Here is a 3,869-nt window from a genome sequence, read left to right as displayed (position 1 = left end):
AGCGGGGACCGGAAGGGGCGCCGGACGGGCGTTCCGGGCGGGAACACGCTGGCTGCAGCCACGGCGGAATGATACCGCGCCGCCTGCATGCCCCCGGGGCTGGCGGGTTGGGATGGCTCCCTAGGCCAGCCAGCGCGGAAACATTTGGTTAAAAAAGGCCTTTCCGCGCATCCATCATGCCTTCTTAGCTATCAATTTTGAACACCCAGACGCGACCGGACAACCGACCAAACAGCGCGCGAAAAGCCTCTGTCCCGCCCGGGTTTCAGGCCTGCGGCGACAACCCGTCCACCACATTGGTGCGGTGCACCAGGGCCACAAACTCGGCAACGGGCAACGGCGGGCTCAGCAGGTAGCCCTGCCAGGCGTGGCAGTTGTGCCGCTCCAGAAACTCGCGCTGCGCCTCGGTTTCCACCCCTTCGGCGATCACGCGCAGGCCCAGGCTGGTGCCCAGAGCCACCACGGTGCGGGCAATGGCGGCGTCGTTGGGGTCGGTGAGCACGTCGCGCACAAAACTCTGATCGATCTTGAGCTGGTCCAGCGGCAGGCGCTTGAGGTAGCTCAGCGATGAGTACCCGGTGCCAAAGTCGTCCAGTGAAAAGCCCACGCCATAGCCCTTGAGCTGGCCCATCTTGTCGATCGTGTCTTCCACATCTTCGAGCAGCAGGCCTTCGGTCATCTCCAGCTTGAGCTGGCGGCCGTCGGCCCCGGCACCAGCCAGGGCGGCAAGCACCTGGGCCACAAAACCGCTCTGATGGAACTGGCGCGGGCTCACGTTGACGGCCAGGCTCAAGGGCGCCAATGCGGGCTCCTGGGCCCAGGCTGCCAGGCAGCGGCAGGCCGTTTTCAGCACCCATTCACCCAACGGCAGGATGAGCCCGGTCTCTTCGGCCAGCGGGATGAAATGGGCGGGAGACACAAACCCATCGCGCGGGTGGCGCCAGCGCAGCAGGGCCTCGGCTCCAATGATGCGGCCATGGTCGATCTGCGGCTGGTAGTACAGCTCGAACTGCCCCAGGGCCAGGCCGGTGCGCATGTCCAGCTCCAGGGCCGCACGGGCGCTTACGGCAGCCTGCATGCGGGGGTCGTAAAAGCGCAGGGTGTCACGGCCCGCGTCCTTGGCTTGGTAGAGCGCCAGATCCGCGCGCTTGAGCAGTTCGTCTGCCGTCTCACGGATGCCACTGAACACCGCAATTCCCATGCTCAGCGAGCTGTGGTGCAAATCTCCATCCAGCAAGTAGGGCTCGCGCAGCACGGCCAGAATGCGCTGGCCAATCTCTTCGCCACGTGCCGCAGCCTCTTCGGGGCTGGAGCCCAGGTCCTCCAGCACCACGACAAACTCGTCGCCCCCCTGGCGAGCCACGGTGTCGTCCTCGTGCACGCAGCCGCTCAGGCGGTGCGCCACCTGCAAAAGCAAGGTGTCGCCCCGGTCATGGCCCCGGGTTTCGTTGAGGGTCTTGAAGTTGTCCAGATCCAGCATCAAGAGCGCGCCGCTGCGATGGTGGCGCGCACTGGTGGCCAAAGCCTGCTGCAGACGGTCCATGAGCAGACGCCGGTTGGGCAGGCGGGTGAGCGGGTCGTAATACGCCAGGGTATTGATCTCTTCCTCGGCGGCCTTGTGCTGGCTCAGGTCCTGCATGGTGATGAGGCGCCCGCCATCGACAAAAATACCGGAAATCTCCACCGGCTTGAGCTTGCCGTCGGCGCACCGGATGGTGTACTCGGCGGCGGAGATCACGCCCTGGTTTCTGGAGTTGATCAGCTTTTGCCGGATTGCATCGCGCTCCACTGCATCCGGGTAGGCACGCTGCCACCAGGTATCCACGTCGGGGACTTCTTCTTGTGTGTAGCCGCAGATCTGCACGTAGCGCTCGTTGCGGAAGCTGATGAGGCCGTCATCCTGTACCAGACACAGCCCCATGGGCAGGCGCTCCAGGATGCTGCGCAGGCGCTGTTCGTTGGCGCGCAGGGTCTCTTCCATGCGCTTGCGCGAGGTGATGTCCTGCACCACGGCGATGTGGTGGCCGGTGATCCACATCGACGACACAGTGAGGTCGCCCCAGACCACATGCCCGTCCTTGTGGATGTAGCGTTTTTCAAGGCGGTACTCGGGCAGGTCGCCACTCTTGAGGCGCCGCACCTGGGCCATGTCGGCAGCCAGGTCGTCGGGGTGGGTGAGGCTCTGGAAGGTCTTGCCCACCAGCTCGTCAACGGTGTAGCCCAGGATGTCGGCATAGCGTTGGTTGGCGCGCAAAAACTGGCCGGTGTCGGAATCCACCTGCGCCACCCCTACGGTGGCCTGATTGAACAGGGCACGAAACCGCTCTTCGCTCTCGCGCCGCGCATCGTCAGACACCTGGGCGCGCACCAGCGCCAGGGTGCGCTGGCGTACCAGCAGCCCCACCGTGGACGCGGCCAGCAGCGACACCAACACCGCAGCCAGCCCCGCCAGCAACGGCAGCCGCGCCTCCTGTGGCGCCAGAAAAGAGCGTGTGGGATAGAAGGTGAGCTGCCAGCGTCGGTCGTGCACCACCAGATCGCGCACCAGAGGCCGGGCGCCGGGCAGGCCGGGTGAGGTCTGCTCCAGCAGCGCGCGCACGGTGGTGTCATTGGCATCCGTGCGCACGGGGCCCTGATCAGTGATGGCTACAGCAATGCCGTTCAGAAAACCCTGAATACCCAGCCCCTGCACCAGGTCGTACACGCGCAGGGTCGAGGCCACGGTCCCCACAAACCGCTGTTCCGCCATCCCCGCCGTGGGGTCGAACACCGGCACGCGGATCACGACGCCCTGGCGGTATTTGTCTTCCTGAATCAGATCGAACGGCGCAGACACCACGGTCTGGCCACTGTCGCGGCTGTAGCGCATGGCTGCAAGGTTGGCAGGCTGGGCACTGATATCGAGGCCCAACACGCCTTCGTTGCCCACCATGGGCCACAAGTACTCAGCCACAAAATACTCGGCGCGCTCGCCAGGCGGGTGGATGCGGAAGTCGGGAAACCCATCGGGCGAAAGCGAGGTGTCCACCCGCACGCGGGCTTCATAGGCTTCGCGCTCCGGGCCCGGCACCCAGCGTGTAAACGACAGGTTGCGCACCCCGGGGTAGCGCTGGCCCACCTCCATTTCGCTGGCAGCGCGCTCGAAATCCAGGCGCGACAAATGGGGGTTGGCGGTGAACAGCCCGCGCAGGCCGTTGACCACCTCGGTGTGTCCGGCGATGCGCTGGCTCAGTGCCTCGGAAAAAGCCCGCGCCTCCTGCGCAAACCGCGCCTGGTCGATCTGAGCCATCGAATCCGCCTGGTGCGCCCCCAGCCAAAGACTCAAGCCCAGCCCCAGCACGGCCACGCCCAGGCCAGACCACCAGTGCATTTGGCGGCCCGGCGCATGCGGACCGGCCGGGAGGGGGGTTCTCAGGGGAAGGGACAGACGGATGCCTCAGCGAAGGAGCAGGTTTGGGGAACGCCAGCCCGGCAGCCAATCAGCCAGCCAGAGCGGAATGGACGCAGGATAGCGGCAAACCCGGCACAGCGGCACCAACATTTCGTTACCGCGCAACATTCAATAAAAAAGTGCCTTTGCCGCAACAAAGTCGTACCTCGCAAGCTATGAAATGATGAGCATATTTCATGACCGACGGTTCGCGGCGGGCGGCGCAACTACCGGGTAGGGGGCAAAACGGCTGCGGTTCTCGTTCACGTCCAGGGCGCGCCCGATGGGTGGAAACGCCCGCTGCGGGCAGGCATCGCGCTCGCACACCTTGCAGCCCATGCCGATGGGGACGGCGGCCTCGGGGTTGGCGAGATGGAGCCCGCGTGAATACACCAGTTGAGGCGCATGCCGGATGTCACAACCCAGCGCTACCGAGAAC

Annotated in this window: 2 protein-coding genes; both read right to left on the bottom strand. The window is 65.3% G+C overall.

The genetic code is table 11. The features are described 5' to 3' along the window. Window positions 1-265: 265 nt before the first annotated feature. Window positions 266-3,370, bottom strand: a complete 3,105-nt coding sequence (locus DBR12_RS18520) for an EAL domain-containing protein (protein ID WP_108618607.1) — start codon at window positions 3,368-3,370, stop codon at window positions 266-268. Window positions 3,371-3,625: 255 nt separating this feature from the next. Further along, window positions 3,626-3,869: short-chain fatty acyl-CoA regulator family protein (locus tag DBR12_RS18515; protein ID WP_146185577.1), on the bottom strand; the 244-nt coding region annotated here is incomplete at its 5' end.

The sequence above is a fragment of the Acidovorax sp. HMWF029 genome, from assembly GCF_003060895.1.
Lineage (GTDB): Bacteria > Pseudomonadota > Gammaproteobacteria > Burkholderiales > Burkholderiaceae_C > Acidovorax.
This window is presented reverse-complemented; position numbering and strand designations above follow the sequence as displayed.

What these genes read in the sequence shown, in the direction of transcription:
- DBR12_RS18520 (WP_108618607.1), bottom strand. Translation starts at nt 3,370, where the DNA reads ATGCACTGGTGGTCTGGCCTGGGCGTGGCCGTGCTGGGGCTGGGCTTG.